This window comes from Micromonospora sp. NPDC005707 (assembly GCF_040631005.1).
GTDB lineage: Bacteria > Actinomycetota > Actinomycetes > Mycobacteriales > Micromonosporaceae > Micromonospora.
Map to the genome: position 1 here is coordinate 161,077 of NZ_JBEXYR010000013.1, position 18,414 is coordinate 179,490.

General features: G+C 74.6%; 23 protein-coding genes. 11 read left to right on the plus strand and 12 right to left on the minus strand.

The features are described from left to right. Positions 1–225 precede the first annotated feature (225 nt). Positions 226–702, plus strand: coding sequence for a ribonuclease HI (gene rnhA / locus ABZ452_RS24640; protein WP_357947188.1), 477 nt, complete (start codon positions 226–228; stop codon positions 700–702). Positions 703–722: 20 nt separating this feature from the next. Here the strand turns inward: rnhA and ABZ452_RS24645 are convergent, their stop codons facing one another. The 5 genes from ABZ452_RS24645 to ABZ452_RS24665 all read right to left on the minus strand — a co-directional run bounded on the left by ABZ452_RS24645 (position 723) and on the right by ABZ452_RS24665 (position 3,824). Beyond that, positions 723–983 carry a hypothetical protein gene (locus ABZ452_RS24645; protein ID WP_357947191.1) on the minus strand — a complete coding sequence of 87 codons (261 nt, stop codon included), beginning with the start codon at positions 981–983 and terminating at the stop codon, positions 723–725. A gap of 36 nt (positions 984–1,019) precedes the next feature. Then, positions 1,020–1,256 (minus strand): preprotein translocase YidC, encoded by a 237-nt coding sequence (locus tag ABZ452_RS24650; RefSeq protein ID WP_357947194.1) that lies wholly within the window; start codon positions 1,254–1,256, stop codon positions 1,020–1,022. A 109-nt stretch (positions 1,257–1,365) separates the two neighbouring features. Then, the gene (locus ABZ452_RS24655) at positions 1,366–2,274 is read right to left on the minus strand and encodes a pentapeptide repeat-containing protein (protein ID WP_357947316.1); all 909 of its coding nucleotides are present in this window, start codon (positions 2,272–2,274) and stop codon (positions 1,366–1,368) included. Positions 2,275–2,447: 173 nt separating this feature from the next. After that, complete coding sequence (locus ABZ452_RS24660; protein ID WP_357947197.1) at positions 2,448–2,858, minus strand: SSI family serine proteinase inhibitor; 411 nt, start codon at positions 2,856–2,858, stop codon at positions 2,448–2,450. A 159-nt stretch (positions 2,859–3,017) separates the two neighbouring features. Continuing rightward, positions 3,018–3,824 carry an SDR family oxidoreductase gene (locus tag ABZ452_RS24665; RefSeq protein ID WP_357947200.1) on the minus strand — a complete coding sequence of 269 codons (807 nt, stop codon included), beginning with the start codon at positions 3,822–3,824 and terminating at the stop codon, positions 3,018–3,020. Positions 3,825–3,899: 75 nt separating this feature from the next. On the opposite strand from ABZ452_RS24665, the gene ABZ452_RS24670 reads away from it, so the two are divergent. Beyond that, on the plus strand, positions 3,900–5,318 hold the full coding sequence (locus tag ABZ452_RS24670; RefSeq protein ID WP_357947203.1) for an RtcB family protein: 1,419 nt from the start codon (positions 3,900–3,902) through the stop codon (positions 5,316–5,318). Between the two features lie 55 nt (positions 5,319–5,373). Here ABZ452_RS24670 and ABZ452_RS24675 read toward each other — a convergent pair whose 3' ends face one another. Next, positions 5,374–5,799: an archease gene (locus tag ABZ452_RS24675; protein WP_357947206.1), complete on the minus strand. Its 426-nt coding sequence runs from the start codon at positions 5,797–5,799 to the stop codon at positions 5,374–5,376. A 69-nt stretch (positions 5,800–5,868) separates the two neighbouring features. On the opposite strand from ABZ452_RS24675, the gene ABZ452_RS24680 reads away from it, so the two are divergent. Beyond that, a complete protein-coding gene (locus ABZ452_RS24680; RefSeq protein WP_357947209.1) occupies positions 5,869–6,261 on the plus strand; it encodes a hypothetical protein in 393 nt (130 codons plus the stop codon). Positions 6,262–6,288: 27 nt separating this feature from the next. Here the strand turns inward: ABZ452_RS24680 and ABZ452_RS24685 are convergent, their stop codons facing one another. Beyond that, entirely contained in the window at positions 6,289–7,017 is a 729-nt protein-coding gene (locus ABZ452_RS24685; protein ID WP_357947212.1) for a phenylalanine--tRNA ligase beta subunit-related protein, read from the minus strand. Positions 7,018–7,026: 9 nt separating this feature from the next. Continuing rightward, on the minus strand, positions 7,027–7,641 hold the full coding sequence (locus tag ABZ452_RS24690; RefSeq protein WP_357947215.1) for a LysE family translocator: 615 nt from the start codon (positions 7,639–7,641) through the stop codon (positions 7,027–7,029). Positions 7,642–7,670: 29 nt separating this feature from the next. On the opposite strand from ABZ452_RS24690, the gene ABZ452_RS24695 reads away from it, so the two are divergent. Then, positions 7,671–9,146, plus strand: coding sequence for a PLP-dependent aminotransferase family protein (locus tag ABZ452_RS24695; RefSeq protein WP_357947218.1), 1,476 nt, complete (start codon positions 7,671–7,673; stop codon positions 9,144–9,146). Between the two features lie 70 nt (positions 9,147–9,216). Here ABZ452_RS24695 and ABZ452_RS24700 read toward each other — a convergent pair whose 3' ends face one another. Beyond that, entirely contained in the window at positions 9,217–10,197 is a 981-nt protein-coding gene (locus ABZ452_RS24700; protein WP_357947221.1) for a WYL domain-containing protein, read from the minus strand. Between the two features lie 44 nt (positions 10,198–10,241). Between ABZ452_RS24700 and ABZ452_RS24705 the strand changes: the two genes are divergently transcribed. Genes ABZ452_RS24705 through ABZ452_RS24715 form a run of 3 tightly spaced genes read left to right on the plus strand, consistent with a single transcriptional unit; the run spans position 10,242 to position 11,708 of the window. After that, a complete protein-coding gene (locus tag ABZ452_RS24705) occupies positions 10,242–10,718 on the plus strand; it encodes a hypothetical protein (protein ID WP_357947224.1) in 477 nt (158 codons plus the stop codon). Further along, complete coding sequence (locus ABZ452_RS24710; RefSeq protein WP_357947227.1) at positions 10,718–11,173, plus strand: hypothetical protein; 456 nt, start codon at positions 10,718–10,720, stop codon at positions 11,171–11,173. The genes ABZ452_RS24705 and ABZ452_RS24710 overlap by 1 nt, the downstream gene beginning before the upstream one ends. A 10-nt stretch (positions 11,174–11,183) precedes the next feature. Further along, complete coding sequence (locus ABZ452_RS24715; RefSeq protein ID WP_357947230.1) at positions 11,184–11,708, plus strand: hypothetical protein; 525 nt, start codon at positions 11,184–11,186, stop codon at positions 11,706–11,708. Here the strand turns inward: ABZ452_RS24715 and ABZ452_RS24720 are convergent. Beyond that, positions 11,678–12,340 (minus strand): TetR/AcrR family transcriptional regulator, encoded by a 663-nt coding sequence (locus ABZ452_RS24720; protein WP_357947233.1) that lies wholly within the window; start codon positions 12,338–12,340, stop codon positions 11,678–11,680. The genes ABZ452_RS24715 and ABZ452_RS24720 overlap by 31 nt on opposite strands. Positions 12,341–12,454: 114 nt before the next feature. Between ABZ452_RS24720 and ABZ452_RS24725 the strand changes: the two genes are divergently transcribed. From ABZ452_RS24725 to ABZ452_RS24735, 3 genes are read left to right on the plus strand one after another with little or no spacing between them, the layout of a single operon-like run. Next, on the plus strand, positions 12,455–13,951 hold the full coding sequence (locus ABZ452_RS24725; RefSeq protein WP_357947236.1) for an NAD(P)/FAD-dependent oxidoreductase: 1,497 nt from the start codon (positions 12,455–12,457) through the stop codon (positions 13,949–13,951). A gap of 15 nt (positions 13,952–13,966) precedes the next feature. Then, positions 13,967–14,908, plus strand: a complete 942-nt coding sequence (locus ABZ452_RS24730) for an SDR family oxidoreductase (protein WP_357947239.1) — start codon at positions 13,967–13,969, stop codon at positions 14,906–14,908. Then, positions 14,905–15,768: an alpha/beta fold hydrolase gene (locus ABZ452_RS24735; protein WP_357947242.1), complete on the plus strand. Its 864-nt coding sequence runs from the start codon at positions 14,905–14,907 to the stop codon at positions 15,766–15,768. The genes ABZ452_RS24730 and ABZ452_RS24735 overlap by 4 nt, the downstream gene beginning before the upstream one ends. Here ABZ452_RS24735 and ABZ452_RS24740 read toward each other — a convergent pair. Then, positions 15,725–16,921: a low temperature requirement protein A gene (locus tag ABZ452_RS24740; RefSeq protein WP_357947245.1), complete on the minus strand. Its 1,197-nt coding sequence runs from the start codon at positions 16,919–16,921 to the stop codon at positions 15,725–15,727. The two genes, ABZ452_RS24735 and ABZ452_RS24740, sit on opposite strands and share 44 nt — an antisense overlap. 75 nt (positions 16,922–16,996) lie before the next feature. Further along, positions 16,997–17,599, minus strand: a complete 603-nt coding sequence (locus ABZ452_RS24745) for an HD domain-containing protein (RefSeq protein WP_357947248.1) — start codon at positions 17,597–17,599, stop codon at positions 16,997–16,999. 333 nt (positions 17,600–17,932) lie between these two features. On the opposite strand from ABZ452_RS24745, the gene ABZ452_RS24750 reads away from it, so the two are divergent. Then, on the plus strand, positions 17,933–18,385 hold the full coding sequence (locus ABZ452_RS24750; protein WP_357947251.1) for an NUDIX domain-containing protein: 453 nt from the start codon (positions 17,933–17,935) through the stop codon (positions 18,383–18,385). Positions 18,386–18,414: the final 29 nt, after the last annotated feature.

Here is an 18,414-nt window from a genome sequence, read left to right on the forward strand (position 1 = left end):
AGCGCCGGCCGGACCAATCGGAGGGCTCGTGGCACCTGATTGGTGGGACAGGCCGCCTTGTCCGGCGTGCCGACCCGTCCGTGTCGACGACGGAAGCCTGCATCCGGGCCCGTGTGCCGGTGCGGGACGGGGGTTGGGCCGGGCGGCGGTTCCCTGATCGGGATGTTGGCGCCGCGGTCCGGGTCGGGTGGTCGCCAGCGGGGGCGTACCGGGTAGGTTGCCGGCATGGTGGAGGCGGCGACCGGTGGGGTCGTGGAGATCTGGACCGACGGGGCGTGCAGCGGCAACCCGGGCCCCGGCGGTTGGGGCGTGCTGCTGCGGTGGGGCGGGCACGAGCGCGAGCTGTGCGGCGGCGAGGCCACCCCGACCACCAACAACCGGATGGAGCTGACCGCCGCGATCCAGGCGCTGGAGAGCCTCACCCGCCCGGTCACCGTGCGGCTGCACACCGACAGCACGTACGTGCGTAACGGCATCACCGGCTGGCTGGCGTCCTGGAAGCGCAACGGCTGGCTGACCGCGGCGAAGCAGCCGGTGAAGAACGCCGACCTGTGGCAGCGGCTGGAGGCGGCCTGCGCCCGGCACGACGTGACCTGGCTCTGGGTGAAGGGCCACAACGGGCATCCGGAGAACGAGCGGGCCGACGCGCTGGCCAACCGTGGGATGGCCGAGGCGCGCGCCGCGGTGTCCAGCCGAGCCTGACACCGCGCCGCGGCGTCCGCTCACCGCTCGGGGCGGCCCTCCTCGATCTCCTCCGGCTCGTTCGCCGGGTCGGTGGTGCCGGAGACCTCGGCCACGTCGTAGCCGGCCCGGCTGACCTCCCGGGCCGACCGGCGGTCCTCGGCCGGCAGGTCGGCGAAGTCGTCACCGGTGTCGTCGGTGGTGTGCAGGGACTCGCCCGGCGGTCGCAGCGACGCCTCGTACGCGGTCGCGCCGTCGGGCTCGTCGGTGCTGGCGCGTCCGAAGGACTCTTCACTCGTCATGTGGCACTCCTGCCCGCCCCGGCCGGGGGCAAACGCTCAGCGGGCCGCGTCCGGGTGGGTCGGCATCGAGGAGCCGCCGGAGCTGCTGCCCGACGCCCCGCCGGCCACGCCGGAACCGTCGTCCTCGGTCACTTCGTCCGGTTTCGGCGCGCCCGGCTCGGGCGCGGGCACGTCGGTGTCCGCCTCCACCTGGACCAGCCGGGCCTGGCCGGCCTCGTCCTCGGCGTGCGCCGGGTCGACCGGCTGCTTGCTCTGCCGTGTCTCGTATTTCACTGGCCGTGTCTCGGGCTTCACCGGTCCGCCTCCCGTCCGTCGCGCGGTGACGCCGCCTACCCGGCGCGCTCGCGGCGAAACCCCGGCCGTCCGAGGGTGGGTGGTGTGGTCAGCGGCGGCGTCGGCCCGCGGACCGTCCGCCCGTCGGACGCCCGCCCGCCGGCCGCCCGGCCGACGACCGGGTGCCGCCGGGCGAGCCGACCGGCGTGACCGTCAGCGACCAGTGCGCCGGGCGGCGCAGGCCGCGCGGCAGGACCGTGCGGTGGTCGCCGCGGGCCGCGTCGAGCTGGGACTGGTGCACGAACAGGCAGTCGCCGAGGTCGGCGCCGCGCAGGTCCGCGCCGCGCAGGTCCGCCCCGGTCAGGTCGGCGGCGCCGAGGTCCGCGCCGCGCAGGTCCGCGCCGATGAGGCAGGCCCCGCGCAGGTTCGCGCCGGCCAGCCCCGCCCGCCGCAGGTCCACCCCGATCAGCGCGGCGCCCCGCCGGTCCACCCCGGCCCGGCCGGCCCGGGCCTGCTCGCCGGCCCGGGACAGCAGCCGGTTGACCCGCTCCCGCTGGGCGTCCACGTCGACGGCGAGCACCTCCTCCGGGGCGCCGTCGGTGAGCCGTCCCGTCTCGGCGAGGGCGGCGGCCAGCTCGTCGCGCAGCGGCCCGGCCGGGGTCAGCGCCAGGGCCTCGGTCAGATACCAGAGCAGCTCGTGCAACGGCCGCATCACCGCGAAGGTGTCGAACATCCGCCGCGCGGTCGCCGGGTCCTCCCGCCAGTCCCGGCCGCCGAAGGTGCCCTGGGTGACGTGCTGCCCGGCGCCGAAGCAGTCGAAGACGGTGCAGCCGGGGAAGCCGCGCTGCCGCAGGTCCCGGTGGATGCCGCAGCGGGAGTCGGCGCCCAGGTTCGGGCAGGGCCGCCCGGCGGGCTTGTCGATCGCGAAGTCGGCGGAGGCGGCGAAGGCGGGCGCGACGCAGCAGATCCCGACGCAGCGCGCGCAGTCGGCGCGCAGCTCGCGGGCACCGCCCGCCACCTGCCGGTCCACCGCCTCGGACACGCCGCCCGGCCTCCCGCCCGTCACCGTCGGGCACGCCCCTCGCACCCGCCGCCATTCTCCGCCCGGGTCCGCCGGGGCCGGCCGGCGGGGCACGGCGGTGTGACGGACCGGGGCGCGGCGCCCGCGCGCGGCGGGCGCCGGCCTCCGGCTCAGAAGTCGAACAGCACGTCGGTGCCGCGGAGCAGGTGGCACCGGTTGTCGAAGGTCCGGGTGTACGCGACGGGCCGGTCCTGCCAGAAGCCCACGGCGCGGGCGGTGACCGGGGCGTACTCGCGGGTGCAGGGGCCGGGCTGGACCTCGAGCGCGTCGAGGTGGCCGTCGACCCGGGCGACGAGCCGGCACGCGGTCGCCGGGTCGGGGTGCAGCCCGCCTGCGGGGCCGCAGACCAGCACGGTGGCGCGGACGTCGTCGCCGCCGGCGTCGACGGTGAGCAGCAGCGCCGACGGGGTCTCGGGGCCGGGGCGGGGCGCCGCGCCGGCCGCCGTGGGGGCGGCGGTCGCGGCGAGGCTGCCGAGCGCGGCGGCCAGGGCCAGCGCGGCGGTACGTCGGGCGAAGGGCATGTGTGGTCCTTCCGTCGGGGCCCCGGGGTGGGGGCCGGGCGTCGGCCCGGCCGTCGTGCGACCGGACCGACGAGAACCCTAAGTGGACGGTGTGAACGCACAGCGTCACGAAGTGTTACACCGTTTCGCCCCGGCCGCCGACGGCTGTGACACGTACCCTCACACCGACCGCCATCCGTCGTCCGGCAGCGACGACGCCTGGGGACCCATCATCAGCATCCCGCCGTCCACCGGCCAGGACGCCCCCGTCACGTACGCGGCCGCCGGCGAGGCGAGCAACGCCACCACGGCCGCCACCTCCCGGGCGTCCCCGGGCCGCCCCACCGGCACGCCCGGTCGCTCCTGGGTGAACGGGTCGACGTCCTCCTGCCCGGTCATCGGGGTGGCGATCTCGCCGGGGGCGACCGCGTTGACGGTGATCCCGTCCGCCGCCAGTTCCTGCGCCATCACCTTGGTGAGCAGCCCCAGCCCGCCCTTCGCCGCGCAGTACGCCGACGAGCCGACCCGCGGGGCGTGCTCGTGCACGCTCGTGATGCTGATGATCCGGCCGCCCCGCCCGGCCGACCGCATCCGCCGGGCGGCGCGTTGGGAGCAGAGGAAGGGCCCGTCCAGGTCCACGGCGAGCACCTCCCGCCACTGCTCCCACGCCACGTCGACGAACGGCGTGGCCAGACCGGTGCCGGCGTTGTTGACCAGCACGCCGAGGCCGCCCAGCCGGTCGGCCAGCTCGTCGACGACCGCGGCCCCCTCGGGCAGCCGGGTCAGGTCCATCTCGGCCACCTCGCAGCGGCGGCCGGTGGCGCGCACCTCGGCGGCGGTGCGTTCGGCGCCGTCCGGGTCGCCGTACCAGGTGATGCCGATGTCGAAGCCGGCCTCGGCGAGCGCCACGGCGCAGGCCTTGCCGATGCCGGAGTCCGCGCCGGTGACGACGGCGATCCTGTCGTATTCCTCGTATCGCTGGGGCATGCTGGCGCACTACCCGGATCCGGCGGGCCGAACCGGGCGGGGTGTAACGGGTCCCGGCCGGGGTAGCCGGGCCGGATGGACCTGGTCGAGGAGTCGCCGTACCGGTTCCGGATCGACCGGCACGAGCCGATGCGGGTGCCGGGCGTGGTCTTCGCCTCCCGCGCCCTGCTCCCGGACGCCGGGGCCGACAAGTCGCTGGAGCAGGTGGCGAACGTGGCCACCCTGCCGGGCATCGTCGGCGCCTCCTACGCCATGCCGGACGTGCACTGGGGCTACGGCTTCCCGATCGGCGGGGTCGCCGCCACCGCCGTCGAGGACGGGGGAGTGGTGTCGCCCGGCGGGGTCGGCTTCGACATCTCCTGCGGGGTGCGGCTGCTCACCGCCGACCTGGACCGGGCCGCGCTGCGCCCACGGCTGGACGCCGTCATGGACGGCCTGAGCGAGTCCACCCCGCGCGGCATGGGCAAGGGCGCCGTGTGGCACCTGACCGACCGGGCCGAGCTCGACGCGGTGCTCCGCGGCGGCTCCCGGTACGCCGTGGAGCGGGGCTTCGGCGTCCAGCGGGATCTGGACCGCTGCGAGGACCACGGCGCGGTGGACGACGCGAACCCCGCCCAGGTGAGCGAGCGGGCGGTGGAGCGCGGCGCCCGCCAGGTGGGCAGCCTCGGCTCCGGCAACCACTTCCTCGAGGTGCAGGCGGTCGAGGAGGTCTACGACGAGGCCGTGGCGGGGGCCTTCGGGCTGCGCGCCGGCCAGGTCTGCGTCATGATCCACTGCGGTTCGCGGGGGCTGGGCCACCAGATCTGCACGGACTACGTCCGGGAGATGGAGAAGGTGATGCCCCGGCACGGCATCCAGGTCCCCGACCGGCAGCTGGCCTGCGCGCCGGTCGCGTCCCACGAGGGCCGGGCCTACCTGGGGGCGATGGCCGCCGCGGCCAACTACGCCCGGGCCAACCGGCAGCTGCTCGCCCACGCTGCCCGGCAGGTCTTCGCCCGGATCACCGGCTGCGACCTCGACCTGGTGTACGACATCTCGCACAACCTCGCCAAGATCGAGACGCACGACGTGGACGGGTCGGCGCGCCCGCTCTGCGTGCACCGCAAGGGCGCCACCCGGGCCCTCCCGCCGGGGCACCCCGAGCTGCCCGACGACCTGCGCCCGGTCGGGCAGCCCGTCCTCATCCCCGGCTCCATGGGCACCGGCTCGTACGTGCTCACGGGCGTGGCCGGCTCCCCGGCGTGGGCGTCCACCTGCCACGGCGCGGGCCGGGTGCAGAGCCGCAAGCAGGCCACCAGGGCGGTCGCCGGGCACGACCCGCGCCGGGAGCTGGAGGCGCAGGACATCGCGGTGCGGGGCGCCAGCCGGCGCGGGCTGGCCGAGGAGATGCCGGCCGCGTACAAGGACGTGACCGCCGTGGTGGCGGCGGCCGAGGGGGCCGGCCTGTGCCGGAAGGTGGCCCGGCTCGTGCCGCTCGGCGTGGTGAAGGGCTGAGCCCGCCCGGTGGTGAAGGGCTGCGCCCGCCCGGGTCGTGAAGGGCCGACCCGGCTCACACGTCCAGCGTCACGGCGCAGCGCCAGCCGGCGGGCTCCGCGGCGAAGCGCAGCTCGTGCAGGGAGACCGCCTTGGGGACCGCGCCGATCAGCTCGACCGCGTCGGTGCCGGTGGTCCGCCAGCGCACCGCCAGGCCACCGTCGGCCGCCCGCACCTCGGTCTCCAGCGGCAGCGCACCTTCGGTCTCCAGCCGGAAGATCACTTCGTCCAGGACGCCGACCAGCAGGTCCGCGTCGGCGCCCGGCGGCACCCGGAACCCGGTCTCCCCGTCGGCGACCGCCGCCGTGGTGTCCACGAAGGTGTCCACCAGCGCGGTGACCGCTTCGGCCACGCACCCCTCGCGGTCCGGCGCCCACGCCTCGATGCGGACGTCGGCGGTGTGCGGGACGTTCCGGTGCCCGCGGGCCGGTCGTCGCTCCATGCCCCGATCATGCCGCCGCCGGTCGGGTGTCCCACCGGATTTGTCGCAGCCGGTCGCTAGTGTGCCGGCATGATCGCCGATGACTCCGACGCCGTCACCGTCACCTTCCTCCGCATGATGCGGGCCGAGCTGCGGGCCGAGCGCGTCGGCGAGGACAGCCTCGGCCGCACGGTCGATCTCGCCCGGCGCTGGTGGGGCGCCGGCGACGTGGCCGATGCCCGGCTCGCCGCCGCGCTGCGCGAGCTGCACGACGAGCCGGTCGACACCGACGACCCCCGCCAGGTGGCCGACGAGGTGACCGCGCTCGCCGCCGACTCCGGCCTGCTGACCCCGCCCGACCCGCGGGGCGCCGCGATCGCCCGGTTCGCCGCGAACGCCCGCCGCCTGCGCACCGGCGACATCACCCCGGCCCAGTTCGAGGAGCTCATGCGCACCGACGACCCGGACCACCCCACGGCCTGACCCGCCGCCGCGCGCACCGGCTCGCGGCTATCGGCCGCCGGTGGCGGCCGCGCCGGTTCGCCCGGACACCACGAAGTCGGGCGCCCCGGCGGTGAGCACCGCCGTCCGGGGCCGCACCCCCCACTCCTCGGCCAGCGCGGCGGCCAGCTCCGCGAGCATCCGGTGCACGACGGCGGGCCCGTCGTCGTGCATCGCCTCGACCACCACGAGCACCTCCGTGGTCTCCGCGCGCACCGCCGACGCCCCGCTCTGCCGGTGCGTCCAGCGCCGGGAGTGGGCCCGGCCGGCCGCGTCGGCGAAGATCAGCTCACCCGGCTCGGGGTGCTCCTCGTCCCCGCCGAGGGTCAGGTAGGTCTCCTCGCCGGTGGCCGGGCGCACGCTCAGGTCCCCGGCGATCCGCGCGAGGTCCAGCACGGCCACCGGCACGGCGTACCCGAGGGAGAGGGCGTTGCCCAGGTCGACCAGCGGGTGCAGTCGGGGCAGCGCCCCGTCGCGACGGAACCGGCGTAGCAGCGACTCGGCGGCGCAGCGGTAACGGGTGGGCGGCGAACCCATCCGGGCGAAGGCCCGCCGCCACGCCTGGATCTCGGGGAACCCGCCCTCCGCTCCGGCGGCCAGGCGGGCGCGGGCGGTGTCGGCGTACCGGGCGAGGCGCGCGGTGACGTCGACGCCGGGGGTGATGCCGGCGGCGTGCAGGACGCCGCAGGTCAGCTCGGGGAAGGTCGACCAGACGTGCGGGGCGTGCCGGAAGCGCACGGGAGACTCCTAACGGGCGGTGAGGGCCAGGCCGAGGCCCAGGGCGAGGAAGCTGCCGGCGAAGCCGTGCCGCAGCAGCGCGGTCAGCCGGGGCCGGGCCAGCACCCGGCGGCGCAGCGCGCCGGCCAGCAGCGCGTATCCGGCGAAGACCACCATGGTGGCCAGCATGAACACCGCGCCGCAGGCCAGCATCCGGGCCGGCGCGTCCGGCGCGTCCGGCGGGACGAACTGCGGCAGGAACGCCACGAAGAAGACGGTGACCTTGGGGTTGAGCAGGTTCATGAGCACCCCGTCGCGGAACAGCCGGCTGGCCGGGCGCGGCGGGTGGTCCCCGTCAACCGGCAGCAGCGGGCCGCGGTCGCGCAGCGCCGCCCAGGCCATCCAGAGCAGGTACGCCACCCCCAGCCAGGTGACCACCCGGAACGCCGGGGTGCCGGCGCGGAGCAGGGCGGCCAGCCCGGTCACCGCGGCGACCAGGTGCGGGACGAGGCTGACGGTGGAACCGGCGGCGGCCACCAGACCGGCCCGGCGGCCGGCGGACAGGCCGGTGGCGAGGGTGTAGACGACCCCGGTGCCCGGGGTGATCACCACGACGAGCGTGGTCAGCAGGAAAGCGATGCTCATGCGGTCCAGCCTGCGACCATAATGGTCTGATGGACAGGGCCAAACCATCGGCGACGGAGGGGTCCATAACGGCCGGTGCCGACTTCCTCCAGCTCGACGTCGGCGAGGCCCCACCGGGTGGGCGGGCCGACTGGCTGGCCGCCCGGCTGCGGGCCGCCATCGCCGACGGCCGGGTGCCGGTGGGCGCCCGCCTGCCGGCCAGCCGGGTGCTCGCCGCCGAGCTGGGTGTGTCCCGGGGCGTGGTGACCGAGGCGTACCAGCGGCTGACCGAGGACGGGCACGTGATCGGGCGGGGCCGGGCCGGCACCGTCGTGGTGGCCACCCCGGCCACCGTGGTCACCCGCGCGCCGGTGCCGCGTCGCACGCCGGAGGTGTTCGCCGCGCGGCCGGACACCGCCGTCTTCGACGCGTTGCGCACCGCCCCGGCGGAGCTGGACCTGACGCCCGGCGTACCCGATCTGGCGGCCTTTCCCCGCGCGGCCTGGCTGCGCGCGGAACGGGCGGTGCTGCACCGCCTGGCGCCCGCCGCCTTCGGGTACGGCGACCCGACCGGCACCCCCGCGCTGCGGCTCGCGGTCGCCACCTGGCTGGCCCGCAACCGCGGCATCCGGGTCGACCCGGCCGAGGTGGTGGTCGTGGCGGGGGTGTCCCAGGCGCTCGGCCTGCTCGCCCAGGTGCTGCACGGCGACGGCGTGCACACGGTCGCCGTGGAGGACCCGGGCTCGCTGGGCGTCCGCCAGCACCTGAACAACTGGCGGCTGGACACCCCGCCGGTCCCGGTCGACGCCCAGGGCCTGCGGGTCGACCGGCTGGAGGAAAGCGGGGCCCCGGCCGTGCTTCTCACCCCGGCGCACCAGTTCCCGACCGGGGTGGTGCTCGACGGCGACCGGCGCCGCCGGCTGCTGCGCTGGGCGCGGCGCGGCGGCCTGGTGATCGAGGACGACTACGACGCCGAGCACCGCTACGACCGCCCGCCCGTGCCGGCGCTGCGCGGGATGCTGCCGGACCGGGTCTGCTACACCGGCAGCGTCTCCAAGCTGCTCGCCCCGGCGCTGCGGATCGGCTGGGTGCTGGTGCCGCCCCGGCTGCACGCCGACCTCGTGGCGGCCAAGCGGATGGCGGACCTCGGCAACGCCGCCCTGCCGCAACTGGTGCTGGCCGAGCTGATGGACTCCGGCGCGCTGGAACGCCACCTGCGGCTGCTGCGCCGCCGGCACGTCCGCCGCCGGGACGCGATGATCCGGGCGGTCCGCGCGCACCTGCCCGGCGCGGTGGTGCACGGCGCCGCGGCCGGCCTGCACCTGCTGGTGACCCTGCCCGGCGAGGTCGACGACACGGCCCTGGCCGCGGCGGCGCTGCGCCGGGGCGTCAAGGTCCAGCCCCTCTCGTGGCACGCCCAGCGCCCGCAGCCCCCCGGCCTGGTCCTCGGCTACGCCGCCAACCCGCCGTCGGACATCGACCGCGCCCTCGCCATCCTGGCCACCACCCTCCACGACCTGCCCTGAGCCCCGGCCTCGTTGATCAAGAGGCTTGCGTCACCGGGGCGATCGATCCCGACGCGAACCTCTTGATCGACTACGGCGCGGGGGGATGGTAGAGGGCGGCGAGGGCGGCGGCCGTTGCCGCCAGGCGGTCGCGGAGGGCGGCGGGGGAGAGGACCTCCACCTCGGCGCCGAGCCGCAGCAGGTCGCCGTGGGCGTGGGTGAGCGACTCGATGGGTACGGCGGCCCGCACCCAACCCGTCGCGTCGGGCGGGCCGGCGCTGGCGTCCACCGCCCCGACCACCGCGTCGCTGGCGACCTCGCGCAGCCGCTCCCGGCCGGCGGGCGAGAGTCGGATGACCGCCTCGTCCCGGTGCAGCCCGGCCCGGAAGGCGACCACGTGCGCCCGCCACCAGGCCGGCAGGTCGAACTCCGGGCGGTCGAACGGCTCGTCCAGCGGGGCCAGGTCGAGGATCTGGTTGACCCGGTAGGTCGCCGGCTCGGCGCGGTCCGGCCGGCCCGCCACCACGTACCAGCGGCCGCCCTTGAGCACCAGCCCGTACGGTTCGAGGACCCGGCTCACCTCGCCGTTCCAGCTCCGGTAGCGGACCCGGATCCGGTGCTCCCGCCACACCGCCTCGGCCGCGGCGGCCAGGTAGGGCGACGGGTCGCCGTCGGAGTACCAGCCGGGGGTGTCCAGGTGGAACCGTTGCTCGAGCCGGGCGGCCCGGTCGGCGAGCGGCGGCGGCAGCGCGGCGCGCAGCTTGAGCTGCAGGGTGGCGACCACCGACTCGTAGCCCAGCTCGGCGGCCGGACCAGGCAACCCGGCGAAGAGCAGCCGGTCGGCCTCCTCGGCGGTGAGCCCGGTCAGCCGGGTCCGCCAGCCGTCGACGAGCCGGTAGCCGCCGGCGTGCCCGGCCTCGCCGTAGAGCGGGATGCCAGCGGCGTGTAGCGACTCGACGTCCCGGTAGACGGTGCGGACCGAGACCTCCAGCCGGCTCGCCAGCTCGGCGGCGGTGAGCCGGCCGTGGGCCTGAAGCAGCAGCAGGATGGACAGGAGGCGACTGGCCCTCATTCCACTGACACTAGCTGTCAGGGGAGTGGCTCTACCGTCCCGGCATGGCATTTCGGAACAAGGAACTGACCGTGCCGGGGACCGTCGAGGTCGCCGGCCGGCACGTCAAGCGCTACCACATCGACCAGCCGGACCGCCGCCTCGAACCGGAGGTGGTCGAGGCCGCGTACGCGTACCTGCCGAAGCTGCTGCCCGGCCCGGACGGCGGCACCCCACCGGCGACGTGGGTGGTGCTGCACCGGGGCGCGGACACCGGCGCGTACCTGCTGGCGTACAGCTGGTTCTTCGACAACGTGGTGGAGTGCCGGATCGCGATCGCCGGCCAGCCCGCGCTGGACTGCCCGGACGACGACCCGGCGCACTTCGTCCCGCTGGACCGGCCCGGCGTCGGCTGTGTCTGGGAGCTGGGCGTGCTGGAGCACGAGCGAACCGCCTGGGTGCGGCACGTGCTCGCCCCCGACCGGCCGGACCTGGCCGGCTACCTGGCCGACACCCGGGCCGAGGGAAAGGTGGGTTTCTGATGGGCGACTTCGACTTCTTCGTCGGCACCTGGGACGTGGTCAACCGGCGGCTGACCAAGCGGCACGTGGGCAGCGACGAGTGGGACGAGTTCCCCGGCACCTCGGTGGCGCGCACGTTCTTCGACGGCGCCGGCAGCTTCGACGAGATCCGCTTCCCGACCCGCGGTTTCTCCGGCTCGACGGTCCGCATCCGCGACGCGGAGACCGGGCTGTGGTCGATCTACTGGATGAACAGCAGGCGCGGCGTGCTCGAACAGCCGCCCATGGTCGGCCGGTTCGTCGACGGCGTGGGCACCTTCCACGCCGACGACACCGACGAGGGACGGCCGGTCCGCTGCCGGTTCATCTGGTCGCGGATCACGCCCACCTCCTGCCGTTGGGAGCAGGCGTTCTCCACCGACGGCGAGCAGACCTGGGAGACCAACTGGATCATGGACTTCACCCGGACCGGCTAGCCTGACCGCCGTGTGGCGATGGCGGCGGGTCGATCCCTGGGGGCTGCGGCAGGCGGTTACCGGGTTCATGACCCTGTGCGGCGTGGCGGCGGTGTCGGTGCTGGTGGTGACCGTCCTCCGGGTGGTGGCCCGCGGCACCGACCTGAGGACTGCGGCGGGAATGCTGGGCGCGGTCCTATTCCTGGCGGTCTGGCTGACCTTCGTGGTCCGGCTGTACCTGGTCGGCATCTACCGCAACGAGTGCGGCCTGCTGCTGCGCCACGTGCACCGCTCCCGGCTGCTGCCCTGGTCGGAGGTGACGGGTTTCGACGTCCGCGCGGCGCGGTTCCTCGGGTCGGCGACGGTCCGCAACGCCGCCTGGGTGCTCACCCGGGACGGCGCGTGGGAGACGCCGGTGCAGCGGCGGTCGAGGCTGGCGGGCTGGCGCAAGAACAACGGGCCGGTGCTCTCCGCCGCGGACTTCGACCTGATGATGGCGCAACTGCGCGAGGCGCACTCCGCCGGTCAGAGCGACGGCGGCGTGGTGGTCCGGTAGATCGCGGTCAGCCAGACGTCGAGCAGCACGTCGACCACGTCCCGCTCGGCCACCGCCGGCCCGTCGCCGGCGAAGGTCGCGTACCAGACCCGCTCGTTCATGGAGTTCAGTGCGATGGCGAGGTCCCGGGCGGGCAACCCGTCCGGGGCCGCGCCGCGCGCGCGTTCCCCCTCGATGGCCGCCTCGACGGCGCGTACCCAGCGTTCCAGGACCTCGGCCCAGAGCCGGCGCACCTCGGCGTTGGTGCCGCGGACCTGGGCGCAGGCCAGCACCACGTCGCGGTGGCCGCCGAAGGTGGCGTGGAAGCGGGCGATCAGCTCCCGCCAGCGGGCCCGCGGGTCCTCGGCGAGCCGGACCAGCGCGTCACCCGCGGCCGCGTTCGCCTCCTCGGTCACCCGGTCGAGCAGGGTGAGCAGCACCGCGTCCTTGGAGGGGAAGTAGAAGTAGAAGGTGGGCCGGGAGATGCCGGCACCCCGCGCCAGGTCGTCGATGGAGATGTCGCCGAAGGGTCGCTCCCGCAGCAGCCGCTCGGCGGTGGCGAGGATGGCCACCTCGCGGTCGTCGCCGGTGGAGCGGCCGGGTCGCCGCCCGCGCGTCGGCGCGGCGCCGGTCGGCGTACGGGCGGGTGTCATGTCGGCCGATGTTACACCCGCTCGACACCCTGTCGATTCCACTCGACAGGGTGTTGACTGGTGTCGACGGGGGTGGATAGTGTCCGGTCCACTGCCGGCCGAACGGGAGATGTCATGGCCTCCGACCACGTCGACGTCCTCATCGTCGGCGCCGGGCTCTCCGGCGTCGGCGCCGCCGTCCACCTGCAACGCCAGTGCCCCGGCAAGACCTACGCCGTGCTGGAGGCCCGGGGCGCCGTCGGCGGCACCTGGGACCTGTTCCGCTACCCGGGCATCCGTTCCGACTCCGACATGTTCACCCTCGGCTACTCGTTCAAGCCGTGGACCAACCCCAAGGCGATCGCCGACGGTGACGCCATCCGGTCCTACGTCCGGGAGACCGCCCGGGAATACGGCGTGCAGCAGCACATCCGCTTCCACCACCGGGCGCTGCGCGCCGAGTGGGACAGCGCCACGGCCCGCTGGACGGTGCACGCCCACCGCGACGACACCGGCGAGGACGTGGTCCTGACCTGCGGGTTCCTGTTCACCAACTCCGGCTACTACCGCTACGACGAGGGCTACACGCCCGAGTTCCCCGGCGTCGAGCGGTACGCCGGCCGGCTCGTGCACCCGCAGCACTGGCCCGAGGACCTGGACTACGGCGGCAAGCGCGTCGTGGTGATCGGCAGCGGCGCCACGGCGGTCACCCTGGTCCCGGCCATGGCCGAGCGGGCCGGCCACGTCACCATGCTCCAGCGCTCACCCACGTACGTCATCTCGCTGCCCTCGCGCGACCCGGTCGCCGACGCGGCGCGGCGCTGGCTCCCGGCGAAGGCCGCGTACGCGGTGACGCGCTGGAAGAACGTCGCCCTCGGCGTGGCCAACTTCCAGCTCAGCCGGCGCGCCCCGGGCCTGGTGAAGAGGTTCCTCCGCCGGGCCGCCCGGGGCAAGCTCCCGGTCGGCTACGACCTCGACCGGCACTTCTCGCCCCGCTACAACCCCTGGGACCAGCGGCTCTGCGTGGTGCCCGACGGGGACCTGTTCGCCGCGCTCCGCGCCGGGACGGCCTCGGTGGTCACCGACACCATCGACACCTTCACCGAGCGGGGCATCCGGCTCGCCTCCGGCGAGGAACTGCCCGCCGACGTCGTGGTCACCGCCACCGGCCTCAACCTGCTCGCCCTCGGCGGGATGACCCTGGTGGTGGACGGCGCCGAGGTCGACCTCGCCTCGACCGTCGCCTACAAGGGCATGATGCTCTCCGGCGTGCCGAACTTCGCCATGACCATCGGCTACACCAACGCCTCCTGGACGCTGAAGGCCGACCTGGTCGCCACGTACGTCTGCCGGCTGCTGCGCCACCTCGACGACACCGGCCAGCAGATCGTCACGCCGCTCGCGCCGGACTCCGACGACCTCGTGCCGATCATCGACCTGCAGTCCGGCTACGTGCTGCGCGCCGTCGACCAGCTGCCCAAGCAGGGCCCTGAGGCGCCCTGGCGGCTGCACCAGAACTACCCCCGCGACGTGCTGCTGATGCGCCACGGCCGGCTCACCGACGCGGGCGTGCGCTTCTCCCGCGCGGGCACGCCCGCCACCCTCGCCGACCGGCCCGCGCCCGTCGCCTGAGCACCGAGGAGCGTCATGCGTGACTTCGTCTTTCCCGGCGGCACCGCCGTGCTGACCGGCGCGGCCAGCGGCATCGGCGAGGCCCTGGCCCACGGGCTGGCCCGCCGCGGCGCCGACCTGGTCCTGCTCGACCGCGACGCCGAACGGCTGGACACCGTGGTCGCCGCGATCCGCGCCGCCCATCCCGACCGGCGGATCGAGACCCACCTGGTCGACCTCGCCGACGCCGACGCCACCGACCGGGTGGCGGCCGAGATCCTCGGCGCCCACCCGCGGATCAGGCTGCTGGTCAACAACGCCGGTGTGGCGCTGGGCGGCCGGTTCGACCAGGTCACGCTGGACGAGTTCCTCTGGGTCATCGACATCAACTTCCGGGCCGTGGTGCGGCTGACCCACGCGCTGCTGCCCGCGCTCAAGGCCGAGCCCGGAGCCCACCTGGTCAACGTCTCCAGCCTCTTCGGGCTGATCGCGCCCGCCGGGCAGGCCGCCTACTCGGCCAGCAAGTTCGCCGTGCGCGGCTTCACCGAGGCGCTGCGGCACGAGCTGGCCGACGACGGGATCGGGGTCACCTCGGTGCACCCGGGTGGCATCCGCACCCGCATCGCGAGCAGCGCCCGGGTGGGCAGCGGCGTCGCGATCGAGGAGTACGAGGCCGGCCGCGAGCAGTTCGAGAAGCTGCTCTCCATCGCCCCGGCGAAGGCCGCCGAGGTGATCCTGCGCGGGGTCGGGCGCCGCCGCGGCCGGGTGCTGATCGGCTGGTCGGCGAAGCTGCCCGACCTGCTCGCCCGGGTCGCCCCCGCCGGGTACGGAAAGGTGCTGGCCCTGGGGATGCGCCCGCGCCCGGCCCGGGTGCCCGCCCCGCGGCCCGCCGCCGAGCCCGCCGCCGAGCCCGCCGCCGAGCCCGTTGCGCGGCCCGCCGCCGAGCCCGTCCCGTCGGACCCGGGACGGCCGGCGTGACCCTCGCCCTGCCGCCGGCCGACGAGTTGACCGTCGCCGGGCGGCGGATGCGCTGCCGGATCGCCGGCGACGGCCCGCCGGTGGTGCTGCTGCACGGGATCGGCCGGACCATGGAAGACTTCAGCGCCGTCCAGGAGGCGCTGGCCCGCGACCACCGGGTGCTCGTCATGGACCTGCCCGGGCACGGCGGCTCCGCGCCGCTGGACGACCGGCACACGCTGCCGACCCTGGCCACGGCCGTCGCCGGGTTCCTCGACGCCGCCGGGGTCACCGGGCCGGCGCACCTGGTCGGCAACTCGATGGGCGGGGCGGTGGCCATGCGGCTCGCCGCCGACGCGCCGGAGCGGGCGGCCAGCCTGGTGCTGGTCAACAGCGCCGGCTTCGGCCGGGAGGTGACCGCCGCGCTGCGGCTGCTCGCCGTGCGGCCGCTGGCCAAGCTGCTGCTGCGCCCGCACCCGGCGATCGCCCGTCGCACCGAGCGGGCCATCTTCTACGACCCCGCGTACGTGACCGAGGCGCGGATCGCCACCGCCCTGGCGGCGGCCCGGCAGCCCCACGCCGCCCGGGTGATGCTGGAACTGGTCCGCAGCCTCGGCACCTGGCGCGGGGTACGCCCCGAGTGGCGGGCCGAACTCCTCGACGCGGTGGCCGCGCTCGACCTGCCCACCCTGGTCGTGTGGGGCGACCGGGACCTGATCCTGCCCGCCGCCCACCTCTCGTACGCGCGGTCCCGGCTGCCCGGGGCGCAGGGCCACCTGTTCCGCGACACCGGGCACATGCCCCAGATCGAGCGGGCCGCGGAGTTCGCGGCCCTGGTCAGGCAGTTCTGGTCGCCGTCCGGTGGTGCAGCACCAGCGTGACGGCCACGAGGGCGACCAGCACCCCGGCGATCAGGTCGACCGGCGCGACGAGCCACGGCGTCACGAGGACGAGCGCCGCCGCACCAGGGAACAGCACCAGCCCGGCGCCGTGCTTGGTGGGCAGGTGCAGCGCCCAGAGGGCGACCAGGAAGACGGCGACCGGCACGGCGACCGCGTAGCCGGCCACCCGGCCGGAGACGTGCCCCGCGTGCAGGTCGTGGTCGACCGCCACGGCCAGCCCGGCGCCGACCGCGGCGACCGAGCTGAACGCGAAGTAGTGGCCGTAACCCCAGAAGATCGCGCCGCGCACCGACGCCGGCGGCAGCGGGTCGGGCCGGTCGAAGTAGAGCCACCAGATCGCGAAGACGATCAGCGTGCCGGCGGCGGCCAGCGACCACAGCTGACCGTTGCCCGCGTCCACCCCGCGCTGGATCGCCACCGACGTGGAGAGCACCACCTCGCCGAGCACGATGAGGGTGAACAGCTGGTACCGCTCGGCGATGTGGTGCGGGTGCCACGAGGTCTGCCGGCGGCGTTCGCCCAGCACCGGCACGAGCAGGTCGGCGGCGACCAGCACCAGGTACGCGGGCAGCAGCCACTCCGGCGGCAGGAGGAGCCGCAGCAGCCAGCCGACCTGCACCACGCCCACGCCGATGGCGAACGTCAGGGCGGTGGCCCGGTGTGCCGGGTCGCCGGCGGCCGCCCGCAGCCAGTTCACCGTGGAGGCCAGCCGCATCACCACGTACCCGTAGGTGATCGTGGTGAAGTCGGCGTCGGCGAAGGCGCGGGGCACCCCGGCGGCGAGGACCAGCGCCCCGGCGATCTGCACCAGCACGGTCAGCCGGTAGACGTCGTCGTCGGTGTCGTAGGCGGAGGCGAACCAGGTGAAGTTCACCCAGGCCCACCAGATCGCGAAGAACACGCTCAGGTACGAGCCCACGCCGTGCCCGAGGTGCCCCTCCGCGACGTCGTGGTGCAGGCCCTCGGACGCCAGCGCCACCGCGACGACGAAGCAGAGGTCGAAGAAGAGCTCCAGCGGGGTGGCGGAGCGGTGCTCCTCGTCGCGCCGCCGGGCCCGCATCGGCCGGTACCAGGCCCGGAAGGACCCGCTGCTCTTCACCCGGTGCTCCTCGCCGACGGCCGGTGCGTCCACACGATAACCAAGGAGATCAGCTCACCCGGCGAAGGCGGTGGAAATCGTGCTGGGCAGAGCGCCGGCGTCCCGCGCTCACGGTCCCTTCAGTGCGCCGTGCCGCACACCGTGGTCGATGGCCTGGTAGGCCTCCTGGGCCAGTCGTGGCATCACGTCCTCCACCATGCGCACGCGGGCTCGGACGTCCGCCGCCTGCACGCCATGGCGCTTCCAGGACGAGTGGTCGAGGTTCCTGCTGTTGAAGAAGACGGGCAGCAGCACGTCCAGCGCGAGAACATACCGTGCCTCGGGGGTGGCGGCGCTCTCGTACTCCTGCCACAGGTCCACCAGCTCGCTCTTGACGGATCCAGGTCCTGCTTCGGCGAGGAAGGAATCCATCGCCAACCGTTCCCGCGTCGAGCGCGAGTCGGCTTCGTGACCGTAGACGAACGTGTCTCCGACGAAGGCTTCCGGCAGGTCGTGTGCGACCGCGAGCGCCAAGGCATGTCCGAGATCGACCGGCACCGTGGCCAGGCCGTGAAAGATGATCACGGCCAGCGCCACGGACCACGAGTGCTCGGCGGTGTTCTCCCGACGGGCGCCATTGCTGAGTGGATTCTGGCGTTCCACGATCTTCAGGCGTTCAAAGGTGAGCTGAAGATCCAACAGGTCGACGTCGGTGGTCGCGTTGGCGTTCATTCGAGAATTTCCCATGTCTTCCACGTGGCGCGGTCATCCGCTCTGTGTTCCCGGCGTGCCCGAGGTGTCGATCATTGTCGCGCCGACCGCGCGGAGGTCCGAGGCGGCTGGTGACGGGAAAGCCAGCCTATCCGCGCTGCTCGACGCTTTCAACGATCCTCGCGGGTCAGCAGCCCTGCGCCGTTGCCTGCCACCGCCGGACGGTTGATTGGTCGACCCCTCTGAACTGGCCGAGTCTCGGTGGAGAGATGTCGCAGCCAGCGGCGACCAGGATGAGGCAAGCGGCACGATCAGCCCATTCAGCGTTTCCGATCTGCGTGTTAACCTCCGGCAATGACGCGCAATTCCTCCACAGTGAAGCCTGCCAGACACGCGGTGGCGGTGGTCCTCTATGACGATCAAGGGCGTTTCCTTGCCGTACGGCGCAGCGATGATGACGAATCATTGCCCGGTGTCTGGGGATTACCTGCCGCCAGTCTGAGAGCGGGCGAGTCCGACGAGGACGCGGTGGTGCGCGCCGGGCGGGAGAAGTTGGGCGTCGAACTCAGAGTCCTGGATCGGGTCGGAACTGAGAAGGCCGAGCGTGAGCATTTCACGCTCACCCTCTCGGATTATCGCGTGTTGTTGGAAAAGGGGGTTCCTGCCGTTCCCCAACCGTTCGACGATGTGAGCCAGTACGTCGACATGAGGTACACGAAGGACCTCGGCCTCCTCGTGGAGGCAGCACGGAGAGGCTCTCTCTGCTCGCGCGTCCTGCTCAACAGCGAGGGCTACGACTGGCATTGATACCTCCTCACTGCACCCTGGTCGCGGCC

Bases quoted from the DNA above. Each gene is read 5' to 3' on its own strand.
- rnhA (WP_357947188.1), top strand. From the start codon at position 226: ATGGTGGAGGCGGCGACCGGTGGGGTCGTGGAGATCTGGACCGACGGG.
- ABZ452_RS24645 (WP_357947191.1), bottom strand. From the start codon at position 983: ATGACGAGTGAAGAGTCCTTCGGACGCGCCAGCACCGACGAGCCCGAC.
- ABZ452_RS24660 (WP_357947197.1), bottom strand. From the start codon at position 2,858: ATGCCCTTCGCCCGACGTACCGCCGCGCTGGCCCTGGCCGCCGCGCTC.
- ABZ452_RS24665 (WP_357947200.1), bottom strand. From the start codon at position 3,824: ATGCCCCAGCGATACGAGGAATACGACAGGATCGCCGTCGTCACCGGC.
- ABZ452_RS24670 (WP_357947203.1), top strand. From the start codon at position 3,900: ATGGACCTGGTCGAGGAGTCGCCGTACCGGTTCCGGATCGACCGGCAC.
- ABZ452_RS24675 (WP_357947206.1), bottom strand. From the start codon at position 5,799: ATGGAGCGACGACCGGCCCGCGGGCACCGGAACGTCCCGCACACCGCC.
- ABZ452_RS24680 (WP_357947209.1), top strand. From the start codon at position 5,869: ATGATCGCCGATGACTCCGACGCCGTCACCGTCACCTTCCTCCGCATG.
- ABZ452_RS24690 (WP_357947215.1), bottom strand. From the start codon at position 7,641: ATGAGCATCGCTTTCCTGCTGACCACGCTCGTCGTGGTGATCACCCCG.
- ABZ452_RS24695 (WP_357947218.1), top strand. From the start codon at position 7,671: ATGGACAGGGCCAAACCATCGGCGACGGAGGGGTCCATAACGGCCGGT.
- ABZ452_RS24700 (WP_357947221.1), bottom strand. From the start codon at position 10,197: ATGAGGGCCAGTCGCCTCCTGTCCATCCTGCTGCTGCTTCAGGCCCAC.
- ABZ452_RS24705 (WP_357947224.1), top strand. From the start codon at position 10,242: ATGGCATTTCGGAACAAGGAACTGACCGTGCCGGGGACCGTCGAGGTC.
- ABZ452_RS24710 (WP_357947227.1), top strand. From the start codon at position 10,718: ATGGGCGACTTCGACTTCTTCGTCGGCACCTGGGACGTGGTCAACCGG.
- ABZ452_RS24720 (WP_357947233.1), bottom strand. From the start codon at position 12,340: ATGACACCCGCCCGTACGCCGACCGGCGCCGCGCCGACGCGCGGGCGG.
- ABZ452_RS24725 (WP_357947236.1), top strand. From the start codon at position 12,455: ATGGCCTCCGACCACGTCGACGTCCTCATCGTCGGCGCCGGGCTCTCC.
- ABZ452_RS24730 (WP_357947239.1), top strand. From the start codon at position 13,967: ATGCGTGACTTCGTCTTTCCCGGCGGCACCGCCGTGCTGACCGGCGCG.
- ABZ452_RS24745 (WP_357947248.1), bottom strand. From the start codon at position 17,599: ATGAACGCCAACGCGACCACCGACGTCGACCTGTTGGATCTTCAGCTC.
- ABZ452_RS24750 (WP_357947251.1), top strand. From the start codon at position 17,933: ATGACGCGCAATTCCTCCACAGTGAAGCCTGCCAGACACGCGGTGGCG.